The 19,457-nt window shown below is 51.2% G+C and carries 19 protein-coding genes and 1 riboswitch; of the genes, 5 read left to right on the top strand and 14 right to left on the bottom strand.

Going from position 1 to position 19,457, the window contains the following annotated elements:
• Window positions 1-699: 699 nt before the first annotated feature.
• The 11 genes from FOC66_RS10830 to glnA form a co-directional block, all read right to left on the bottom strand.
• On the bottom strand, window positions 700-828 hold the full coding sequence (locus FOC66_RS10830; RefSeq protein WP_256388401.1) for a hypothetical protein: 129 nt from the start codon (window positions 826-828) through the stop codon (window positions 700-702).
• 244 nt (window positions 829-1,072) lie between these two features.
• Window positions 1,073-1,588 (bottom strand): SMI1/KNR4 family protein, encoded by a 516-nt coding sequence (locus tag FOC66_RS10555; RefSeq protein ID WP_003748457.1) that lies wholly within the window; start codon window positions 1,586-1,588, stop codon window positions 1,073-1,075.
• Window positions 1,589-1,661: 73 nt separating this feature from the next.
• Window positions 1,662-3,242 carry a bifunctional phosphoribosylaminoimidazolecarboxamide formyltransferase/IMP cyclohydrolase gene (purH, locus tag FOC66_RS10550; RefSeq protein WP_003748456.1) on the bottom strand — a complete coding sequence of 527 codons (1,581 nt, stop codon included), beginning with the start codon at window positions 3,240-3,242 and terminating at the stop codon, window positions 1,662-1,664.
• A 162-nt stretch (window positions 3,243-3,404) separates the two neighbouring features.
• A complete protein-coding gene (locus tag FOC66_RS10545) occupies window positions 3,405-4,574 on the bottom strand; it encodes a chloride channel protein (RefSeq protein ID WP_050787153.1) in 1,170 nt (389 codons plus the stop codon).
• A gap of 108 nt (window positions 4,575-4,682) precedes the next feature.
• Window positions 4,683-5,501 (bottom strand): hypothetical protein, encoded by an 819-nt coding sequence (locus FOC66_RS10540; protein WP_003748452.1) that lies wholly within the window; start codon window positions 5,499-5,501, stop codon window positions 4,683-4,685.
• A 63-nt stretch (window positions 5,502-5,564) separates the two neighbouring features.
• Window positions 5,565-6,440, bottom strand: a complete 876-nt coding sequence (locus FOC66_RS10535; RefSeq protein ID WP_003748450.1) for a DMT family transporter — start codon at window positions 6,438-6,440, stop codon at window positions 5,565-5,567.
• A 79-nt stretch (window positions 6,441-6,519) separates the two neighbouring features.
• Window positions 6,520-7,254 (bottom strand): glutamine amidotransferase-related protein, encoded by a 735-nt coding sequence (locus tag FOC66_RS10530; RefSeq protein WP_003748448.1) that lies wholly within the window; start codon window positions 7,252-7,254, stop codon window positions 6,520-6,522.
• 43 nt (window positions 7,255-7,297) lie between these two features.
• The gene (locus FOC66_RS10525) at window positions 7,298-7,537 is read right to left on the bottom strand and encodes a Fis family transcriptional regulator (protein ID WP_003684241.1); all 240 of its coding nucleotides are present in this window, start codon (window positions 7,535-7,537) and stop codon (window positions 7,298-7,300) included.
• A 70-nt stretch (window positions 7,538-7,607) separates the two neighbouring features.
• Complete coding sequence (dusB, locus tag FOC66_RS10520) at window positions 7,608-8,612, bottom strand: tRNA dihydrouridine synthase DusB (protein WP_003748446.1); 1,005 nt, start codon at window positions 8,610-8,612, stop codon at window positions 7,608-7,610.
• A gap of 131 nt (window positions 8,613-8,743) precedes the next feature.
• Entirely contained in the window at window positions 8,744-9,394 is a 651-nt protein-coding gene (locus tag FOC66_RS10515; protein WP_003748444.1) for a site-2 protease family protein, read from the bottom strand.
• A 386-nt stretch (window positions 9,395-9,780) separates the two neighbouring features.
• The gene (gene glnA, locus FOC66_RS10510) at window positions 9,781-11,199 is read right to left on the bottom strand and encodes a type I glutamate--ammonia ligase (RefSeq protein WP_003748442.1); all 1,419 of its coding nucleotides are present in this window, start codon (window positions 11,197-11,199) and stop codon (window positions 9,781-9,783) included.
• A 198-nt stretch (window positions 11,200-11,397) separates the two neighbouring features.
• Here glnA and aroE point away from each other — a divergent pair, with 198 nt between their 5' ends.
• Both aroE and mtgA read left to right on the top strand, forming a co-directional pair.
• On the top strand, window positions 11,398-12,207 hold the full coding sequence (aroE, locus tag FOC66_RS10505) for a shikimate dehydrogenase (RefSeq protein WP_003748441.1): 810 nt from the start codon (window positions 11,398-11,400) through the stop codon (window positions 12,205-12,207).
• A 2-nt stretch (window positions 12,208-12,209) separates the two neighbouring features.
• Complete coding sequence (gene mtgA / locus FOC66_RS10500; protein WP_003748438.1) at window positions 12,210-12,911, top strand: monofunctional biosynthetic peptidoglycan transglycosylase; 702 nt, start codon at window positions 12,210-12,212, stop codon at window positions 12,909-12,911.
• Window positions 12,912-12,950: 39 nt separating this feature from the next.
• Here the strand turns inward: mtgA and pncB are convergent, their stop codons facing one another.
• Window positions 12,951-14,171, bottom strand: a complete 1,221-nt coding sequence (pncB, locus tag FOC66_RS10495) for a nicotinate phosphoribosyltransferase (RefSeq protein WP_003748437.1) — start codon at window positions 14,169-14,171, stop codon at window positions 12,951-12,953.
• 95 nt (window positions 14,172-14,266) lie between these two features.
• The gene (locus FOC66_RS10490; protein WP_003748435.1) at window positions 14,267-15,562 is read right to left on the bottom strand and encodes a M23 family metallopeptidase; all 1,296 of its coding nucleotides are present in this window, start codon (window positions 15,560-15,562) and stop codon (window positions 14,267-14,269) included.
• A 363-nt stretch (window positions 15,563-15,925) separates the two neighbouring features.
• Here FOC66_RS10490 and FOC66_RS10485 point away from each other — a divergent pair, with 363 nt between their 5' ends.
• On the top strand, window positions 15,926-16,909 hold the full coding sequence (locus FOC66_RS10485) for a hypothetical protein (RefSeq protein WP_003748434.1): 984 nt from the start codon (window positions 15,926-15,928) through the stop codon (window positions 16,907-16,909).
• A gap of 6 nt (window positions 16,910-16,915) precedes the next feature.
• On the opposite strand, the gene rfaQ is transcribed toward FOC66_RS10485, so the two are convergent.
• Window positions 16,916-17,998: a putative lipopolysaccharide heptosyltransferase III gene (gene rfaQ, locus FOC66_RS10480; protein ID WP_003748431.1), complete on the bottom strand. Its 1,083-nt coding sequence runs from the start codon at window positions 17,996-17,998 to the stop codon at window positions 16,916-16,918.
• 147 nt (window positions 17,999-18,145) lie between these two features.
• Window positions 18,146-18,190, top strand: a riboswitch (PreQ1 riboswitch).
• Between the two features lie 3 nt (window positions 18,191-18,193).
• On the opposite strand from rfaQ, the gene queF reads away from it, so the two are divergent.
• Together queF and FOC66_RS10470 are read left to right on the top strand one after the other, a co-directional pair.
• A complete protein-coding gene (gene queF, locus FOC66_RS10475) occupies window positions 18,194-18,667 on the top strand; it encodes a preQ(1) synthase (RefSeq protein ID WP_003748427.1) in 474 nt (157 codons plus the stop codon).
• A 100-nt stretch (window positions 18,668-18,767) separates the two neighbouring features.
• Complete coding sequence (locus FOC66_RS10470) at window positions 18,768-19,445, top strand: 7-cyano-7-deazaguanine/7-aminomethyl-7-deazaguanine transporter (protein ID WP_003748425.1); 678 nt, start codon at window positions 18,768-18,770, stop codon at window positions 19,443-19,445.
• Window positions 19,446-19,457: the final 12 nt, after the last annotated feature.

The raw sequence follows: 19,457 nt of genomic DNA, 5'->3' as shown, positions 1-19,457 counted from the left end.
ACATTTGCCGCATTTCAGAGTCTCCCCTTTATGCGGTTTCATGCCGTAATCTCCTGTATGCAATTCCCGTGCCAAAAGTCTCCACTCGGCCGAATAGCAGCTAAAAGCCTGTTTTATGGGATTTTATGCTGATACATTTTGGGAAGCTTGTGAAGTTTGGGAAACGATGTGCCGTTTTTTGTCAGCTTGTTTCTTAACAAGTCACTTTTTGTCAGCTTCTATCAATGCATTCGGAATCCTTGTCCAAATTTTATATGCGTTTGGTTTTACAAATCAACTCTTCCGATAAAGTGTTATTTTTTCGGCCTCAACGGTCATGCCCGTTAGATTTACTTGTTGCTTTTTTTAAACGATTTTTATAATTATATGATTTTTGTTGAAATTTTTAAACAATAATGATTGTTAAATAATATGTTAACAGGATAGTTATTTTAGTGATAGATTTAGATGTCAGCTTTTATTTAGAGAATTAATGAGATTTGTATCAAGGATCGGTTTAAACCGTGTGATGGGTTTATATAGCCTGTTTTCAGACGGCCTTTGACGTTTTCTAACATAGCAAACAGCGGGCAAATGACACGAATTTATGCGCTATTGAGCCGATGGACAGCGTTAAAAAGGCAAGTGTAAAACTTGCCTTTACGTTTGGGATTTGTTTGTTCTTTATTGTAGAAAACTGTGTTGTTTTTTCAGACGGCCTTACCAACGGAATGTTTGGGTTACGCCTGCTGAAGCGCCGTTGTTGCCGGCATAGCCGTAGCCTCCGGTATGGCTGGAGGCGCAGGCGGTGAGTGTGGCAAGGGTAAGGATGAGGAGAATGTGTTTCATGTTTTTCTCTGAGTAGGTTGGTTTTAGACTTGTGTGGCGTTGTGTTGCCGTATTAATCGGACGGGCCGGGGCTTGGTTGCTTTGTCCTGATTTGCAGTTAAACCGCTAAATTGTTTGATGATTGAAGAAGGCCGTCTGAAAACAGGTTTCATGATATTGAAACTTTGTTTTCAGACGGCCTTTATTTTATATCAGCTTATCGGTAACAGGAATATTTGAAATCCTAACTACTTATCCGCTCTACTTACTTGTCTGCAGTCAAACGACGGACAAAATCAGCAAAGCTGTCGGCAATACATTCTTCATGAAAATTATCCAAATAAATATTGATAACCGGTGGCTCACCATCGGCATTTATGTTGCGATAATCCAGCGCAAAAAATCCGTGCCCACTATCTTCTTCGGCAAAGTAAACGCCAATATGCGGCAATGCGTGATTTTTAGGATCTTCCAAAAAACGACTGCCCATTTTACCGCATAGGGCATTATTATTCGTAAAACCAATTCCATATATACCACGAACCATTAGTTCGCATTCATATCCATCCATATCGGTATAACGAAAAAAACAACGTTTCAAACTACCGCCATTTTTCTGGCGCATCAAAGCTATATAGTCAATGGGCAGAGAATAGCCCAGCTCCTCTTCCACGCGCGCAATAATCTCATCCGTAAGCGGCGCATCCCCTTCAAAACCTTCGTCATAGTTAACAAAAAGATTGGCAGCAAAATCTACTAACTCGGCTTGGCTAAAAGACATGACTTATCCCATATATTAAAACTTAGGCCGTCTGAAATCGGTTTTCAGACGGCCTTTATTTTATATCAGCTTATCAGTGGCGGAAATGGCGGATGCCGGTTACGACCATGGCGATGCCGTGTTCGTCCGCTGCGTCAAAGACTTCTTGGTCGCGCATGGAGCCTGCGGGGTGGATGATGGCTTTGATGCCCTGCTCGGCAATGACATCTACGCCGTCGCGGAATGGGAAGAAGGCATCGGAAGCGGCACATGCACCGTTGAGGTCGAAATTGGCATCTTGCGCTTTGCGGGCGGCGATGCGGGTGCTGTCCACGCGGCTCATTTGGCCTGCGCCGATGCCGTAGGTTTGACCGCCTTTGCCGAAGACGATGGCGTTAGATTTGACGTATTTTGCGACGTTCCATACAAACATCAGGTCGTTCCATTCTTGCTCGGTCGGTTCGCGTTTGGAGACGACTTTCAAATCGGCGCGGCTGATGCGGTGGATGTCGGGCGTTTGTACCAACAGTCCGCCGCCGACGCGTTTGAGTTCAAAGCGGTTGGCACCTGCTTCGAGCGGCACTTCCAATACGCGCACGTTTTTCTTGGCAGCGGCAATTTCGAGGGCTTCGGCGGTGAACTTCGGCGCCATGAGGACTTCCATAAATTGGTTGTCGGTAATTTGTTTGACGGTTTCGCCGTCCACTTCGCGGTTGAAGGCGATGATGCCGCCGAATGCGCTGGTGGTGTCGGTAGCGTAGGCGAGTTTGTAGGCGGTCAATGTATCGGCGGCAACGGCGACACCGCACGGGTTGGCGTGTTTCACGATCACGCAGGCGGGCGCGTCGAAGGATTTGACGGCTTCCCAGGCAGCATCGGCATCGGCAATGTTGTTGTAAGACAATTCTTTGCCTTGCAGCTGTTTGTAGGCAGAAAGGCTACCTGCGGCAGGGTAAATATCGCGGTAGAACGCAGCGCGTTGGTGCGGGTTTTCGCCGTAACGCATGTCTTGCACTTTAATCCAGCTTTGGTTGAACTGGCTTGGAAATTCGCCGATTTGGGGCTGACCGCTCAAGACGTCGTCTGAAAGCGAGGTCAGGTAGTTGGAAATCATGCCGTCGTATTGGGCGGTATGGCTGAATGCTTTGCGTGAAAGGTTGAAGCGGGTTTTGTCGCTCAAGGCGCCGTTGTTGGCTTCGAGTTCGGCTGCGATGGCCGGGAAATCGGCTGTGTCGGTAACGATGGCGACGTGTTTCCAGTTTTTCGCGGCGGAGCGCACCATGGTCGGGCCGCCGATGTCGATGTTTTCAATCGCGTCTTCCAGTGTGCAGTTTGGTTTGGCGATGGTGGCGGCGAAGGGATAAAGATTGACGCACACTAAATCGATATTGCCGATGCCGTGTTCTTCCATCTTGGCGACGTGCTCGTCTAAATCGCGACGGCCGAGGATGCCGCCGTGGATTTTCGGATGCAGGGTTTTCACGCGGCCGTCGAGCATTTCGGGAAAACCGGTATAGTCGGCAACTTCGATAACGGGAACGCCTGCATCAGCCAAGAGCTTTGCTGTACCGCCGGTAGAGAGGATTTCAACACCGAGCTTGGTCAGGGTTTGGGCAAATTCGACTGCGCCTGTCTTGTCGGACAGGCTGATCAGGGCGCGTTTGATGGAAGACATGAGATTTCCTTTGTTGAAGGTTTAATCGATATGGGATGAATTTTCAGGGCGGTATTATCCGCTATTTTCGCCTTTTTGGCAGTAGGTTTTTATAGATATTGTTGACAATTTTATTGTAAAAGGCCGTCTGAAACTCGGTTTCAGACGGCCTGATGTTTTTGACTATTTAAATCCCATTTTCTTCGCCACGCATACTGCGCCTGCCATGCCTGCGCATAAGGGCATGAGCAAGGCAACGGGGGCGTAGGTGAGTTCTAAAACAAAGACGATGGCCGTCAGGGGCATTTTGAGGGAAACGCCGAGGAAAACGGCGGCGCCGACAACGGCCGCGCTTTCGGACGACATTTCGGGGAAAAAGGTGTTCCACGCGGCTGCGGCGGAAAAGGCGATGGTACTGCCGAGCATCATGGACGGGGTAATCAGGCCGCCGTATGCGCCTGCCGCCAGCGCCATCAAAACGACCAGCCATTTGACGGCGGTCAGCTCAAGGCTGTGTTGCCAGTCGGTCATACCGCCAAAGGTCAATTGGTTGCCTGCTTTGCCGTTGCCCAAAATTTCGGGAAACCAAACGGCAATCGCGCCGATGAGTGCAAACATGCAGACGGCCAAGGGAATGATTTTGATGTTGTCGCGCTTGATGAAGGGGAATTTTTGGGCGGTGCGCTGGAAAAAGACGGCGGTTGCGCCCAGTATCGGGCCGATGATGGCGGAAAACCAAAGTAATGAGGTGTTGATGGAAAGGTTGGCCGGATGATATTGCTGTACGTCGCCCAAGCCGATGCGTGAGACGGCGGTGGCGATGACGGAAGTCAGCAATGCGGCGGCGACGGCTTGCTGCGTCCATACGCCCAGCATGGCTTCGAGGATGAAAAGTGTGGAGGCGAGTGGCACGTTATACACGGCCGCCAAACCTGCACCCGAGGCACACGCGATGACCAGCCTTGCATCGTCTTCGCTCAACCCGAAACGGTTGATGCCGACCGAGGCGAAAGCGGCGGTCATTTCGCGCGGCGCAACTTCGCGGCCGAGCGGCGAGCCCAGCCCGACAGTAATGATTTGCAACAGGGCATGGCTGACGGTTTCAAAAAACGGAAAACCGGCAAGCGGATTTTTAACCACGGCTTTGATACCCGGTTGCTGCCTGCCGTAGCGTTTGAGCAACCACCACCCCAAGCCGACCACCACACCGCAACAGGCCACGACCACGACACGCCGCGCAGGGCTTGCCTGCGCTACGCCTTCTCGGAATGAAACGTATAGGCCGTCTGAACCGTAACCATAGGCAAGATGTTGAATCGTATGCATAATTTCGGTTAATACAATGCCGACCATGCCGCCGATGATGCCGGTAATGATGAGTGCGGCCCAGAGTTTATGAGTGTCTTTCACGGGTTTTGACTTGAGGTATGAATGGTTTGATCAAAGCGTTTTTTAAGGGAACTATTGTCCGCCTAAGGGATAGTTTTTGGGGGCAACGTGGGTTTTACCGTTATAAGGGAAAATATATTTCTGATTTTTATAATTTTTCTTTCCTGATACGCCGCTGAGTTTTGCAGTCAACGCCCACACGCCGGATACGGCAGGACGGCTTTTGTCAAAAGCAATTTTGGCTTCCATGCTGGTATATCTGTCTTTGCAGTCTCGTTTTTCACGCCCTTTCAATTCATCGCAATCGCCAAAATATGCGCCGTTATCGTTACCGCTGATAATAAAGCTTTTACGGATGCGGTTGCTATCATCGGTAAACAGGAAGTTTTGCGAAGTCGTCGTGTCGCCTTGGCCTGTATAACTTGACTCGACAGTGTAGCCCCAGTTTTGCGCGCCCACCTGAACAAACTTCCACGCCTTATTCTCCGGCACATCCCCCCATGCGCCGATTTCATCTCTTCCGTGCTGTTTGATTGCCCACTTGCCGTCTGTTTTTTCCAAAACAAACAATTCTACAAGGCCGGGAGAAGCATGGGCGTCCTGTTTTATTTTTTGTTCCATATCGTAGGCAAAACCTGTGTACAGCACATAGCGCGCGGCTTTGCCGTTGCGCGTTACGGTATGGTCGGCAACGGGTTTCATGCAATACATGATGTTGTTAGATGGTGCCTGTCCGTCTTTCGGCGGCTCGGTAAGCTGGCATTTGTGCGCGGCAAGCGGTCGGTTGTAATGCTTGGCAATGACGGCCTGTACGGCGGCTTTGTCGTTATCGGGTGCAGCCGACGCCAAAACGGGGCAGGCAAGCAAAAGCAGGGAGATGATGCGTTTCATAGAAATTTTCCCAAAATGTTTGATTGAAAAAGTACGGCTATTTCAGGCCGTCTGAAACTGTTTTCAGACGGCCTTTTTGTGTTTGCTGCCGATACGCGCCAACACTCCGGCGACAAAAGTGGACGAAATGACGACGGTAATGCCCAGCGCGGCCATGCTGCTTAAATGTTCGCCCAAAATCAACACCGCCATGATAACGCCGATGACGGGCTCGAGCGAAATCAGCAGGCCGGAGACGTTGGCAGGGACTTTGTTCATGCCTTTGTTCCACAACAGATAGGCGAGCCAGCTGCAGCCAATCCCCATATACAACACCGACAACGTGCCGCCCCACGACCAGTTGATTTGATAGCTGTCTGCCAACACCAGCGAAAACGGCAGGCACAACAGCGCCGCCGCCGCCATGGAAGCCGCGGTAAATGCGGGCGCACCGATACGGGCAATCATTTTTTGGCTCGGACGTATCACGCCGGCGAAACCGAATCCTGCGAGCAAAATCAGCAAACAGCCGAACCAGTCAATCGAACCGCCCTCTTCCGCGCCGCCCAATACCATCATGCCCACGCCGGCAAACGCCGCCGCGCAGCAAATCCAGTGGTACAGTTTGGCTTTGTCGTTGAAGAAGAAATGGCCGACAAAGACGACCAGCAAAGGCTCCAGCCCGACCATGGTAATCGCGCTGGCGGCAGATGTGTATTTCAAACCGATAAACTGGAGCATCAAAACGACAACGTAATTGACAAAGGAAATCCACAACAAGGGCTTCCATTCGCTCCGCGGAATCCTGCCCAAATAACGGCGGCATGACGGCAACACCATCAACGCGGCAATCAACAAACGCGCCTCGACCATCAGCGCTGGGTCGATCATCTCGTAAGAATACTTAGCAGCGATAAAAGAGCTGCCCCAAATCAGCAGGGCAAGTATTTGATAGAACATGGTCCGACCTTTTAAAAAGGGTTAATCGTTTCTTCTCTATATTTATTATTCAGACGGCCTGGCGGGATTTTGGCCTTTTTTATTTTGTCTGCGTCAGCGAATCCAAAAAGTCGAAGAGTTTGGCATTCATTTCACTGAAATCCGCCGCTTCGATTTTATCCGGATGCTGGACATAAGTTTGAGCTTGACTTTGTTCGGCCACATTGTCGCGCCCGTCCGCCGCAATCAGCAGCCCGACGGCTTCGCGGTCAAACTCCAAATGAGCCTGGAAGGCATAATGTTTGGACGCAAAACGGATAATCTGGCGCGGACAGCCTTTGCTGGTTGCCAACACAACCGCCTCATCCGTCAAACCGGGCATATCGCCGTGCCAATGGCCGGTATTCAGGGTTTTGCACAACAGGGAAACATGGGCATCCGCCAGACCTTCCGCCGTCAGCTCAATCGGATAAATGCCGATTTCACGCTCAGGGCTGCGTGTGTGGCGCGCGCCGTAGGCAACGGATAAAAGCTGCGCACCCAAACACACGCCGACAATATATTTATCCGCCGCCATCGCCTGACGCATCAGGCGCAGCTCGGATTTGGGGTCGTAATACGGGAATGTCTGCCTGTCTTCATCAGGCGATTGCGGCCCGCCCATCACAATCAAAAAATCTATATCGTCCACATTGTCAGGCAGGGTTTCACATTCGTACACTTTGGTTGCACTGATGTTATGTCCGCGCCATTGCGCCCATTTCAAATATGCGCCCGGCACTTCAAATGCCTCGTGCAGGATGAAATGGATATTTAATTTATTCGGATTTTGCATTGTTATTTCTCCTTCGACCGTCAGGACGGGTTGCTCTGCCGTATTACAGCATACCGTGCTGTTGTAATTTTTTACGCAGGGTATTGCGGTTCAAACCCAAAATAACGGCAGCTTTAGACTGGTTGCCGCCGCATTGCTCCATTACGCAGGCAAGCATCGGCTTTTCCACTTGATGCAACACCATATCATACACGCCGCAAGGTTCCGTACCATCTAAGTCTTTGAAGTATTGTCGTAAGTTTTGTTCAATACATTGCGCAATGTCAGTCGTCGTTTGATTCATCGTGATTGTCTTTCTTTAGATTTGTTTTTAAATGGATTTATTTTTAAATGATGAGGCCGTCTGAAACCCTTTAGCCTTCCCGATAGTGGCATACCCAGCGGTCGGTTTTCTCTGAAAGCGTCTCAAGATAGGCGGCAAGGGTATCGTATTGTGCCGCGGCGCTGTCCAATCGGTTGATGTCCCGGCGTGTGTGTTCGCCGTCGGGCATTTCGTCGATGTACCAGCCAATGTGTTTGCGGGCGATGCGCACGCCGGCGACTTCGCCATAAAACGCGTGCATGGCGCGGATGTGGTTCAAAATGGTGGCGTTGCATTCTGCCAAGCTCAAGGCCGGCGGTAAAACACCGTGTTCGGCATAATGTTTTAAATCACGGAAGAGCCACGGCCTGCCTTGTGCGCCGCGCCCTATCATGATGCCGTCGGCGGCGGTTTGTTTGAGGACGGCGGCGGCTTTTTGCGGCGAAGTAATATCGCCGTTGACCCAAACGGGGATGTTCAGACGGCCTTTGGTTTCGGCAATCAGTTCGTAACGCGCTTCGCCTTTGTACATCTGCGTGCGTGTGCGACCGTGGATGGCAAGGGCTGCAATGCCTGATTCTTCAGCGATTTTGGCGATGGTCGGCAAGTTTTGATGTTCGTCGTGCCAGCCCAAACGGGTTTTGAGGGTAACGGGTACGTCCACCGCGTTGACAACGGCTGCCAAGATTTCGGCAACCAAAGGCTCGTTTTGCATCAATGCGCTGCCTGCCTGCACATTGCAGACTTTTTTGGCCGGGCAGCCCATGTTGATGTCGATAACCTGCGCACCTAAGCCGACGTTATACTGCGCGGCTTCCGCCATCTGCTGCGGATCGCTGCCGGCAATCTGGACGGCCACCACTCCGCCCTCGCCTTCAAAATCGCTACGGCGCAGGGTCTTTTTGGTATTTCTAAGCGTCGGGTCGCTGGTCAGCATTTCGCACACCGCCCACCCTGCGCCAAACTCGCGGCAAATCCGGCGGAACGGTTTGTCCGTAATGCCTGCCATGGGGGCGAGTGCGATGGGGTTGTCAATGAAATAGCCGCCGATGTGCATGATGTGTGCGCCGAATTGAAGGGGCTGAAATTGTACAATTTTTAAGCAAATTTTTCCAATCGTATTTACATGTTGCACAATGAAAAGGCCGTCTGAAACTGGGTTTCAGACGGCCTTTTCAGCCAGAACATTTAAATAAACAACATGACAACCATCTGCACTGCGGTCTGAATCATGTCGATAATCGGCCAAATCAGTTTGGCCAGCAGGCCTGTAAACAACAGGATCAGGATAATCCATGTGCCGTATGGCTCGATTTTACGAAACTGCATGGACTGCTTGGCGTTAAGGAAGGTATCAATAAAAATACCGCCGTCCCAAGGCAAAATCGGAATCAGGCTGAATGCAACCCAAATCGAGTTCACCATCACGCCGTAACCGGCCATCTGCGCCAACGGTGCTTGATACGATTCAGGCACATACGCGGCAAGTACGACCACAAAACCCCAAAAGAACGCCAAAATCAGATTGGCAATCGGGCCTGAAATAGACACCCAACGCCACGCGCGGCGCGGATCGCGGAAATTACGCGAATCGATGGGCATGGGACGCGCCCAGCCGAACAGAAAACTGCCTATCATCAGACACACCAGCGGCACGACAATCGTACCGACAGGGTCGATGTGCGGCAGCGGATTGAGCGTCAAACGCCCAAGCTGCTCGCCGGTATGGTCGCCCCAATACCGCGCCGTATAACCGCGTGCCACTTCGCGCACGGTAATGGCCAACAACACAGGCAATACTGCCAGCAGAAATACGCCTAAATCAAAATTTGCAAACATGTTTTTCCTTATCAAACACGCCGTCTGAAAACAAAAATATCCTTAAATATCCCCTTTCAGACGGCCTGAGGCTTTAATCTTCCTGTTTTTTGTCCGAACCGAAAGACTCTTTCAGCTCTCGCCAAGTACTGCCTTTACCTTGCGGATTCAGCTTGAAGACTGATTCACTACAAAGTAATGGCAGATATCTTTAATAAAAGGCCTGTCATGCTGAAATTTAACACGTAGAACCGATTCCATAAAGGCTTTCCAACGGCATGATTCATTGCTTCTCGCTATCATACCCAATTCGATCGCCCTATCTATTTTAAGCCTAAAGGCCGTCTGAAACTTCAAATTCAGTTTCAGACGGCCTTTAATTTCCTATTTAAAATGTTTCAGCTGTTTTACAGGCTGTAATACATTTCAAATTCCAGCGGGTGCGGCGCCATGCGGATGCGGCGTACGTCTTCTTCTTTGAAGGCGATGTAGCTGTCGATCCAGTCTTTGCTGAACACACCGCCGCGCAGGAGGAATTCGTGGTCGGCTTTGAGGGCGGCCAGTGCTTCTTCCAAAGAGGCGCAAACGGTTGGCACCAATGCATCTTCTTCCGGAGGCAGGTCGTACAGGTTTTTATCGGCAGGGTCGCCCGGATGGATTTTGTTTTGAATGCCGTCCAAACCGGCCATTAATAAAGCGGCAAATGCCAAGTATGGGTTGGCGGTCGGGTCAGGGAAACGCGCTTCAATGCGGCGTGCCTTGCTGCTATTCACAGACGGAATGCGGATGGAAGCGGAACGGTTTTTGGCGGAGTAGGCCAGTTTGGTCGGCGCTTCAAAGTGCGGCACGAGGCGTTTGTAGGAGTTGGTGGACGGATTGGTAATCGCGTTCAGGGCTTTGGCGTGTTTGATGATGCCGCCGATGTAATAAAGGGCGGTATCAGACAAACCGGCATAGCCGTCGCCTGCGAACAGGTTTTGACCGTCTTTCCAGATGGATTGGTGGACGTGCATACCGCTGCCGTTGTCGCCCATGATGGGTTTAGGCATGAAAGTGGCGGTTTTGCCGAAGTTGTGAGCAACGTTTTGAATCACGTATTTCATGTCTTGGGTTTGGTCGGCGCGTTTGACCAAGGTGGCGAAGCGCGTGCCGATTTCCATTTGGCTACCGGTACCGACTTCACTGTGGTGCACTTCCACTTCGATGCCAAGTTCTTCCAAAATGTTCACCATGGCAGAACGCAGGTCTTGGCCGCAATCAATCGGTGCGACGGGGGCGTAACCGCCTTTGACGGCCGGGCGGTGGCCGGTGTTTTGACCGTCCAAATGCAGGCCGCTTGACCATGCGCCGCTTTCGGAAGTGATTTCGTAACGGGTTTTGTGCATGTCGGTTTCAAATTCTACGCCGTCAAAAACGAAGAATTCAGGCTCAGGGCCGAAGTAGGCGGTGTCGCCGATGCCGGAAGATTTCAAATAGGCTTCGGCGCGGCGGGCGATGGAGCGTGGGTCGCGGTCGTAGCCTTGGCCGTCAGCCGGGTCGATAACGTCGCAGGTAAAGACAACGGTGGTATCGTCGTAGAAAGGATCGACGAAGGCTGTAGATGCATCGGGACGCAACTGCATATCGGAAGCCTGAATGCCTTTCCAGCCGCCGATGGACGAACCGTCAAACGCCTGACCGTTTTCAAACCATTCTTCGGGATCGTCGAGGACGATGCGGGCAGGTACGGTAAAGTGGTGCTGCTTGCCTTTGGTATCGGTAAAGCGCAAATCTACGAAGCGGGCTTCGCTTTCTTCAATCAGTTTTACAGCGTCTTTGATGGACATCTTCAGCTCCTGAGGGATTGGGTATAATTTGTTATTCTATCACGGTAAGGCCGTCTGAAATACATCAGGGCGCCCGTTTTTACGCACTGAAATATAGTTTCAGACTGTTTGATTGTCAACAATTTTACATTACGCTTTCTTAACATAAAGACCGCTATAATAAGCACTCTTTTCTTTTGTTTCCGCAGAACCTGTTTTATGAACAATACCCCGCGTTACGCCGTTTTCGGCAACCCTGTTGCACACAGTAAATCGCCGCAAATCCATCAGCAGTTTGCGCTGCAGGAAGGCGCGGCCATCGAATATGAGCGCATTTGTGCCAAAATCGGCGGTTTTGCCGAAGCTGTTGCAGCGTTTCGTGCCGAGGGTGGGCAAGGTGCGAATGTAACCGTTCCGTTCAAGCAGGAAGCTTTTGCGCTGGCGGACGAGCATTCCGAACGCGCGTTGGCTGCCGGTGCAGTCAATACGCTAGTGTGGTTGGAAGACGGCAGGATACACGGCGACAACACCGACGGTATTGGCTTGGCCAACGACATCACGCAGGTCAAAAACATTGCCATCGAAGGCAAAACCATTTTGCTTTTGGGCGCGGGCGGCGCGGTGCGCGGCGTGATTCCGGTGTTGAAAGAACACCGCCCTGCCCGTATCATCATTGCCAACCGTACCCACGCCAAAGCCGAGGAATTGGCGCAGCTTTTCGGCATTGAAGCCGTCCCGATGGCGGATTTGAACGGCGGTTTCGATATCATCATCAACGGCACGTCCGGCGGCTTGAGCGGTCAGCTTCCAGCCGTCAATCCTGAAATTTTCCGCGGCTGCCGCCTTGCCTACGATATGGTTTACGGCGACGCGGCGCAGGCGTTTTTGAACTTTGCCCAAAGCAACGGCGCGGCCGAAGTTTCAGACGGCCTTGGCATGCTGATCGGTCAGGCTGCCGCTTCTTACCATATTTGGCGCGGATTTACGCCCGATATCCGCCCTGTTATCGAATACATGAAAGCCCTGTAACCATGTTCCGCATCATCAAATGGCTGATTGCCCTGCCCATCGGTATCTTCATTTTCTTCAACGCTTATGTGTACGGCAACATTATTACCTACCGCGCCGTCGCGCCCAGCAAAACCGCCTTCATGTCCATGCGCATGAGCCAGTTTGCAAGCGAAGGGCGCGATGTCGAGCTGGACTACCGCTGGGTGCCGTACGACCAAATTTCCGTCAACCTCAAAAAAGCCCTGATTGCTTCCGAAGACGCCAACTTTGCCGAACACAGCGGCTTTGACTGGAACGGCATCAAATACGCCATGAAACGCAACAAGCAAAGCGGCGAAGTCAAAGCCGGCGGTTCGACCATCAGCCAGCAGCTGGCAAAAAACCTGTTTCTCAACGAAAGCCGCAGCTATATCCGCAAAGGCGAAGAAGCGGCGATTACGGCGATGATGGAAGCCGTTACTGACAAAGACCGCATTTTTGAGCTGTATTTAAACTCAATCGAATGGCACTACGGCGTATTCGGCGCGGAAGCGGCGTCCCAGTATTTCTATAAGAAACCGGCCTCCGCCCTTACCCGCCAACAAGCCGCCAAACTCACGGCGCGCGTTCCGGCTCCGCTGTTTTACGCAGACCACCCTAAGAGCAAACGGATGCACAACAAAACCAATATCATCCTGCGCCGCATGGGTTCGGCAGAATTGCCCGAAAGCGATATGGATTAATTCAAAAGGCCGTCTGAACATTTCAGACGGCCTTTGTTTTTAGGCTTTCTCTTCCGGCTCCGGTACGTCAAACACTTGGCGCAGGTAAGCGAGGAAGGTGTTGTTGGTGGTCATGGTTTTGCCCGGGGAGTCGGAGAGCTTGGCGACGGATTGGCCGTTACACTCGACGAGCTTCAAGACAATGTTCAAAGGCGTGTGTCCCAAGTCGTTGGTCAGGTTGGTACCGATACCGAAACTGGTTTTGAAACGGTCTTTGAAGTATTGGTGCAACGCCCATGAACGTTCAATATCGAGGCCGTCTGAAAAGGTCAGCATTTTGGTGCGACTGTCGATTTTGAGTTTTTTGTAATGTTCGTAGGCTTTGTCGCCCCAAACATAAGGATCGCCGCTGTCATGGCGCAAGCCGTCGAAGAGTTTGGCGAAGTAAAGGTCGAAATCGCGCAAGAAGGCATCCATGCCGACCACATCAGTCAGGGCGATGCCGAGGTCGCCGCGGTATTCATGTACCCAGCTTTCCAGCGCGGCTTTTTGGAAATTGCGCAAACGTACGTCCAAGGCTTGGAAAGCTTGGAGGAACTCGTGCGCCATGGTACCGATGGGTGTGATGCCGAGTTTTTTGGCCAGATAAACATTGCTGGTACCGCGTACGATATCGGGCGCAGCTTCCAGCAAGGTGCGGATAACGTGTTCCTGCCATGCAAGGGTGTAGCGGCGGCGCGTACCGAAATCGGAAATCAGGAACGGCGGATCATTCGGATTTTGAGTGGCCGCGATTTCTTTCAGCTGTTGCGCTTTGGCCTGCAGACGGCGCTCACCCTCTTCGATGACGGCTGGCGTTTCCAAGCGGCGGAAGTAGAGTTCGTTGACGATGGCGAGAATGAAAATCTCGAAGAACATCGCCTGTATCATCGGGCCTTCGATGCGGATGTTCAGACGGCCTTGATCGTCGGGACTGACTTTGACAAAGCGGCGTTGGAGTTGGAAAAGTTCGAGATAATCGACAAAGTCGCTTTTGATAAAACGCAGACTGCGCAAGTAGTCGAGTTCGTCATGCGTAAAGCGCAGCTGGCACAGAGCATCGAGTTCGCGTTCCAATTCTTCTTGAATATCGGCCAGCGGATACACCATCTCTTTATTGCGGCAGCGGAATTCGTAAAGGCTGTGGGTTTGCGGGAATTGATGCAACACGACTTGCAGCATGGTGAATTTGTACAGGTCGGTATCAAGCAGGGATTGGATAATGGGCTGATAAGCAGACATAAGCTTTCTCTGAGTAAACGTGGGCGTGATGAGGGTATCGATTTTAATAGGAAAGGCCGTCTGAAAGAAACCTTATTCAGACGGCCTTTATCTTATTAATCCAGCTGTGCTACGGAAACCGGCAAAGAGCGGATGGTAGACAACATCGTGCTGGCATCTTTTTGCTGTTTGCGGAACGCGGCCATATTGGTCGGGGTCAATTTCGGCGTCGGCAGGGCGACGGTAGTCGGATTGACCGGCTGGCCGTTGACGCGTGCTTCGTAGTGCAGGTGCGGACCGGTAGAACGGCCGGTTGTACCCACAAAACCAATCACTTCGCCGGCGCGGACTCTGCCGTCGGCAGGGCTGAACGCACTCATGTGGCCGTACAGGGTTTCCACGCCGTTGGCATGGCGAATCATCACGGTATTACCGTAGCCACCTTTCCAACCTTTGAAAATCACTTCGCCGTCGGCAGCGGCCTTAATCGGCGTACCGGTCGGAGCGGCATAGTCGATACCGGTGTGCATACGGACGGTATGCAGGACCGGATGGACACGGTAGCCGAACGGAGAAGAAATGCGCGTGTATGCAACAGGCTCGGTATTAAAGCCTTCTTTTTGTTGCAGGGACTTACCGTTTTGATCGTAGTAGCTGCCGCTTTCTTCGTCGCCTTTGCCTTGGCTGTAATAATAGGCTTGATAAGTTTTGCCGTCTTTAACCACTTCAGCCGCCAAAATATCGCCAACCGCCATTTGTTGGCCGCGGAAATACATACTGTTGTACAAAAGGCGTACGGTATCGCCTTCTTTCAAATCGCTCATATTAAACGAGTCGGCAAAGATTTCTTTGAGCTGGATATACACTTCGGAAGGGATTTCGGCACGGAGCATATCGCCGATGGCGGAAGTGCGGATTTGCACGGAGCGCAGGGTCGGCATGGTTTTCATGTCGATTTCGGCATTGGAGATGCGCCATTTGCCTTTGACTTTTTCCAAAGCCACCAAATTGCGTTCCAATTCTTCATCGGTAAAGAATTGAACATCGGTCACTTGGCCTGAAGAATCGATGCGGATGTTGACGGATTGGTTGGTCCGCAGGTTTTTCATGTCGAGGTTGGCATTGTTTTTCGCCATGATTTGCTTGATGTCTTCTTGGTTGACACCCATGCGCGTCAAAACGTCTGCCAAAGAGTCGCCGGCTTGGACGGCTTCTTGCGCCCAATAGCTGGATTGATAGGTATTGGTTTCCACATAAACGGCAGGCAGCTCTTCGGAAATACGCTCGACTTTGAAATCGGTCTGTGCTGGTTGAGGGTCGGTAATGGCGTATGCGGTCATGATGCCCGAAGCCGGCAGCAGAAACGCTAAGAGGGTTGCTTTGAATCGAGTGGAATATTTGTTTTTAATCACGCGTTATCCTTAATGGGGCGGTCTGTTTTTTAAAGTTTGCAGAATGCCGGCACATCCGGCCTGCTGCGACCGCCTGCTGGTTTAAACAGTTTTGGGGATAAAGGACTTTGAGTCTTTTTTCCGATCTGAAAATCAGGTTTTCATTCGGAATGAATGAGGTCGTGTTTGAGATTGACGTTATTATCAGGGCTATTGTGTTGATTTACACCCTGTTTTTCTGAAATTTACGCCACGCATTTTAGCATGACAGCCCGTTTTTTCCAAACCGGCCGTCTGAACGGCCCTTTTTGAGTACGTGAGGGCAAGGTTCCGAAACGCATCATTTGTCGCGTAAAATAACGGTTTTTCTATCTATTTGCGCTTATGAAGCTGACCCTCGCCCTTCCCTCGCTCAACCGCTTTGCCGACGAATCCGTCCCTGAGCTTGCCTTACCTACTTTTAACCGTCTTTTGCGTTACGGCACATTACGCAAAGAAACACTCAGGCCGTCTGAATTTTACGGACGCCATTTGTGGGGCGGCAGCCTCATTGCCCAAGTGCAACGTTTACGCCACACAAGCCAAAAACGCACAGCCGCTTTTGCCTCTCCGGTTTGGCAACAGATGGGCATGCACCATGTCAACATTATCAGCGGCGAGTTTATCGGCATCCAAAAAGAAGAGGCGCAACGGTTATGTGCGGATTTGTCGGCGTTTTATCAAGATAAAGATTGGCAATTCGAGCCGCTTTGCGAAAGCATGTGGCTGCTCAGTATGCCGACAATAGAAGATTGGGGCGCGGAATGTGTTTTGGATGTGTGCGGGCAGCCGGAAATGGACGGTCAGGCACACGGCAAAGATGCGGTGTTTTGGTTGGCCATGCAGACGGAAATCCAAATGTTTCTCCACACGCATCCAATTAACCAAGCGCGTGAACAACAAGGATTGCCGGAAATCAACGGTTTGTGGCTGTGGAACGATGCAAGCGGCGGCACACAGTCTGCGGATATCGTCGCTTCAGACAGCGCATGGGCGCGTTTTTCGGATACGCCCAAACTCGATGCGCCATATGATTTGAAGGCTTGGTTTGAGATGGTTCAAGAAACAGGCAACACGGTTTCAGACGGCCTTATCTTTTTGGACGACTTGGTTTCCACCTTACAGACAGGCGATGTTTGGGCATACAAAGATATTTTGGAAAGCTGGGAAACCCGTTGGTTTGTGCCTTTATGGGACGCTCTTGATTCAGGCCGTCTGAAAGCCGTATGCATTGCCACAGACGGCGAAAACGGCGGCACGCTGGAAATCGGCCGCCGTTCCAAATGGGCATTTTGGCGCAAAGCTAAAACGTTTAACGGATCGTGGTAAACAGTTTTAAGCCTCCAATGCCTCCAATTTGGCCGAAATTTTATCCCACACATCCTGTAACGGAATCGCTTTCAACAAACGGGTCGGATCGTTGGTATCGATGCTGTCGGGGTTGGGCAATTCGGCATAATCGCCGGCATAAATAACCTCAGCCTGTTCGGAATACGGACGCCATTTGTCCACCCATGACGCCCCAAACAAAGCGATTTGCGGTTTATCCAAAGCGGCGGCGATGTGCATCGGTGCGGAATCGACACCGATAAACAGTTTGGCGCCCTCAATGGCCGCCGCCAATTCACGCAGGCTCAAGCATCCGGACAACACCCAAATTTTTCCGCCTTCAGGAATATTCAGACGGCCTATAATTTCCTGAAGCATGTATTGCTCGACATTGTCGGGGGAAGCGGTCAATACGACATTTTGCCCGCTGTTGAGCAGAAGCTGTACGATGGCGGCGTTTTTGCCGTCTTCCCAACATTTGAAATGCCAACGCGCACCCGGGTGCATCAACACATAATCTTCGCCGTTCCAACCCTGAGCACGCAATTTCTGCCGCATGCTTTCCCTTGCATCTTGTGCCACCCAAAGGCGTACCTTCGCATCGGCCACGTCTTCCGGCTGGATAAGCGGCGCGAGGATATTCAACTGGTTTTCAACGATATGATGGCTGGGATCCAGCTCATGGTTGATAAAATCATGACAGAAACGCCACCAGAAACCGTCACGCTTGATGCAGTCCAAACCCACGCTGCAACGGGCGCACAGTTTGGCGATTATTGCCGCGCGCCATTGGTCGGACAGATTGAAAGCCCAGTCGTAATCGCGTGCCTTCAGCTTTGAAAAAAGGTTTTTCTCACACGCCAACTGCTTGAATACGCCCAGCTTCTTCCAATTTCGATCAATGGTAAAAATCTGCGCAATCTGCGGATTATCGGCAATCAGCTGCTCCGTACCGGCATACACCAGCATATCGATTTCGCAATCGGGGAAACGGGTTTTCAGCGCATCGACCACCGGCGTGCTTAAAAGCACATCGCCATGATGGCGCAATTTGATGATCAGGATGCGTTTGGGTTGGGATAAAGACATACGAAACTTTCAGACGGCCTGTTGATTGGCTGCTATTGTAAAGCGGAAAACAGGTTTCATAAAATACAAAACAGGCCGTCTGAAAGCTATCCTGCTGATTCATCGTTATAAAATCCGCACAAGCCATGCAATTTATATTACAATCCGCACCCCGTGGTTCGAAAACCTCCCACATTAAAAAACTAAGGAAACCTCATGTCCCGCAACAACGAAGAGCTGCAAGGCATCTCCCTTTTGGGCAACCAGAAAACCCAATACCCGAGCGAATACGCGCCTGAAATTTTGGAAGCGTTCGACAACAAACACCCCGACAACGACTATTTCGTCAAATTCGTCTGCCCCGAGTTCACCAGCCTCTGCCCGATGACCGGCCAGCCCGACTTTGCCACCATCTACATCCGCTACATCCCCCATATCAAAATGGTGGAAAGCAAATCACTGAAACTCTATCTCTTCAGCTTCCGCAACCACGGCGACTTCCATGAAGACTGCGTCAACATCATCATGAAAGACCTCATCGCCCTGATGGATCCGAAATACATCGAAGTATTCGGCGAATTCACACCGCGCGGCGGCATCGCCATTCATCCGTTTGCCAACTACGGCAAAGCAGGCACAGAGTTTGAAGCTTTGGCACGCAAACGCCTGTTTGAGCACGACGCACAATAATCCTATTCAGACGGCCTAACACCTTTTTCATTGCAAGACTTTATTTATTGCACAGTCTCGCAAGGCTTCATGCCGTCTGAAAAACTTCCGAAAGATTTCCATGTACGAATTTACCGCCGCACAGCAGAAGAAAGCGCTCTTCTGGCTGGTGCTTTTCCATATTTTTATTATTGCTGCCAGCAACTATCTGGTGCAGTTCCCCTTTCAAATTTTCGGTATCTTTACCACTTGGGGCGCATTTTCCTTCCCCTTTATCTTCCTCGCTACCGATCTGACCGTGCGCATTTTCGGCGCACCATTGGCGAGACGGATTATTTTTTGGGTGATGTTTCCCGCCCTGCTGCTCTCTTACGTCTTCTCCGTCCTCTTTCATGACGGTAACTGGACAGGCTGGGCATCTTTGGCCGAATTTAACACCTTCGTCGGCCGTATCGCATTGGCCAGCTTTTCCGCCTATGCGCTCGGGCAAATCCTCGATATTTTCGTGTTCAACAGATTGCGCCGTCTGAAATCATGGTGGATTGCCCCCACCGCTTCCACCGTTGTCGGCAATGCTTTGGACACGCTGGTGTTTTTCGCCGTTGCCTTTTATGCGAGCAACGATGAATTTATGGCGGCAAACTGGCAGGGCATCGCATTTGTCGATTATCTGTTCAAACTCGCCATCTGCACCCTCTTCTTCCTGCCCGCCTACGGCATCGTATTGAGCATCTTGACCAAAAAACTGACTTCCTTAAACGTCCGTCAAGAAATGCCAGAATCGGTTTTAGCCAAATAAGCAGTAGATAAA

The sequence above is a fragment of the Neisseria mucosa genome, from assembly GCF_013267835.1.
Lineage (GTDB): Bacteria > Pseudomonadota > Gammaproteobacteria > Burkholderiales > Neisseriaceae > Neisseria.
This window is presented reverse-complemented; position numbering and strand designations above follow the sequence as displayed.

Bases quoted from the DNA above. Each gene is read 5' to 3' on its own strand.
- FOC66_RS10555 (WP_003748457.1), bottom strand. From the start codon at position 1,588: ATGTCTTTTAGCCAAGCCGAGTTAGTAGATTTTGCTGCCAATCTTTTT.
- FOC66_RS10525 (WP_003684241.1), bottom strand. From the start codon at position 7,537: ATGAATCAAACGACGACTGACATTGCGCAATGTATTGAACAAAACTTA.
- purH (WP_003748456.1), bottom strand. From the start codon at position 3,242: ATGTCTTCCATCAAACGCGCCCTGATCAGCCTGTCCGACAAGACAGGC.
- glnA (WP_003748442.1), bottom strand. From the start codon at position 11,199: ATGTCCATCAAAGACGCTGTAAAACTGATTGAAGAAAGCGAAGCCCGC.
- dusB (WP_003748446.1), bottom strand. From the start codon at position 8,612: ATGCACATCGGCGGCTATTTCATTGACAACCCCATCGCACTCGCCCCC.
- pncB (WP_003748437.1), bottom strand. From the start codon at position 14,171: ATGTCTGCTTATCAGCCCATTATCCAATCCCTGCTTGATACCGACCTG.
- aroE (WP_003748441.1), top strand. From the start codon at position 11,398: ATGAACAATACCCCGCGTTACGCCGTTTTCGGCAACCCTGTTGCACAC.
- rfaQ (WP_003748431.1), bottom strand. From the start codon at position 17,998: ATGTCTTTATCCCAACCCAAACGCATCCTGATCATCAAATTGCGCCAT.
- FOC66_RS10485 (WP_003748434.1), top strand. From the start codon at position 15,926: ATGAAGCTGACCCTCGCCCTTCCCTCGCTCAACCGCTTTGCCGACGAA.
- FOC66_RS10545 (WP_050787153.1), bottom strand. From the start codon at position 4,574: ATGGTCGGCATTGTATTAACCGAAATTATGCATACGATTCAACATCTT.
- FOC66_RS10470 (WP_003748425.1), top strand. From the start codon at position 18,768: ATGTACGAATTTACCGCCGCACAGCAGAAGAAAGCGCTCTTCTGGCTG.
- FOC66_RS10530 (WP_003748448.1), bottom strand. From the start codon at position 7,254: ATGCAAAATCCGAATAAATTAAATATCCATTTCATCCTGCACGAGGCA.
- mtgA (WP_003748438.1), top strand. From the start codon at position 12,210: ATGTTCCGCATCATCAAATGGCTGATTGCCCTGCCCATCGGTATCTTC.
- FOC66_RS10515 (WP_003748444.1), bottom strand. From the start codon at position 9,394: ATGTTTGCAAATTTTGATTTAGGCGTATTTCTGCTGGCAGTATTGCCT.
- FOC66_RS10830 (WP_256388401.1), bottom strand. From the start codon at position 828: ATGAAACACATTCTCCTCATCCTTACCCTTGCCACACTCACCGCCTGC.
- FOC66_RS10535 (WP_003748450.1), bottom strand. From the start codon at position 6,440: ATGTTCTATCAAATACTTGCCCTGCTGATTTGGGGCAGCTCTTTTATC.
- queF (WP_003748427.1), top strand. From the start codon at position 18,194: ATGTCCCGCAACAACGAAGAGCTGCAAGGCATCTCCCTTTTGGGCAAC.
- FOC66_RS10540 (WP_003748452.1), bottom strand. From the start codon at position 5,501: ATGAAACGCATCATCTCCCTGCTTTTGCTTGCCTGCCCCGTTTTGGCG.